Annotated in this window: 1 protein-coding gene; it reads right to left on the bottom strand. The window is 69.8% G+C overall.

Going from position 1 to position 1,044, the window contains the following annotated elements:
* Window positions 1–41 precede the first annotated feature (41 nt).
* On the bottom strand, window positions 42–329 hold the full coding sequence (locus ACN6LM_RS38030; RefSeq protein WP_445069987.1) for a type II toxin-antitoxin system Phd/YefM family antitoxin: 288 nt from the start codon (window positions 327–329) through the stop codon (window positions 42–44).
* Between the last annotated feature and the right edge of the window lie 715 nt (window positions 330–1,044).

The raw sequence follows: 1,044 nt of genomic DNA on the forward strand, positions 1-1,044 counted from the left end.
CCCCGTCCTGGTGGACGGGGCCGCTTCGCCGCGTACGGAGGTCAGTCGTCTTGGCCGTGGTGGCCCCGGTGCTCCGCCGCGATACCGAAGCGCTGCCGTGCGCCGGGAGCGGAGGGGGCGGAGCCGATCGAGGAGACCGAGCTGATCACCTGTTCCTGCTCCGGCGCCTCCTCCTCCCTCTCCAGTCGTTCGAGGTCAGCGGCCGACACGAGGGCGACGAGCGGTTTGCCGTGCCGCGTGACGACCACACGCTCGCCGCCGTAGACGACGCGGTTGATCAGGTCGGCGAGTTCAGCCCGGGCTTGCGTCACCGGAATCTCGTAAGCCATGCTCCCAGCCTATGTAACGTCCAGCTGTTCCGTCGTCGTCCTTGGCCACAGGACCATGCAGGGGTCAGAGGCTCCTCTTGTGATCCCGTCCCCCGTGTGTGACGACGCGATGCCGTCCGTCTGCCCATGCCGCCAGTCCGACGATCACCGGGAACGGGCGCTCGGCCGCCGTGGTACGGAAGGTTGCCCTTTGAGGCAACGGCGCCGATCCGTACGCACCATCCGGCGGTGCCCCGGACCCGGCTTACGCACCCTCCCTCCGCACGGGTTGCACGCGGGACCCTGACACCCGACGTCCGGAGTGATCAGTGATGGGCAGGAGGGCGGACGGATGAAGTCGGCTCCGGACAAGACCCCCGACGAGCCGGCCTCCACCGGTGCCCCGCGCTCGGCCACCCCTCATCCCGGTCTCCGGTCGCTTCAGCGGTTGCAGGGCGCGGCGGGGAACCGGGCGGTGTCCCGTCTGGTGGCGCAGCGTTATACGGCCCCTGTCAAGCCGTCGCCTGCGCAGGCTCCGGGTTTCCGGGGTGTCAGGGCGGACATCGCGGCGAAGAAGCAGCGGATGGCTCAGCACCGGCCGGCCGTGACGGAGTCGAAGGCGTCGCAGGATGCCGCCGTCGCGCCTCCGGACGACAAGGAGGCGCAGGGCAAGGCGGCCAACGCGGAGAAGATGAACGCCGCGAAGCCGGGCGAGTTCGACAAGAAGGCGTTCATC

The organism is Streptomyces sp. SAS_281 (assembly GCF_052542855.1).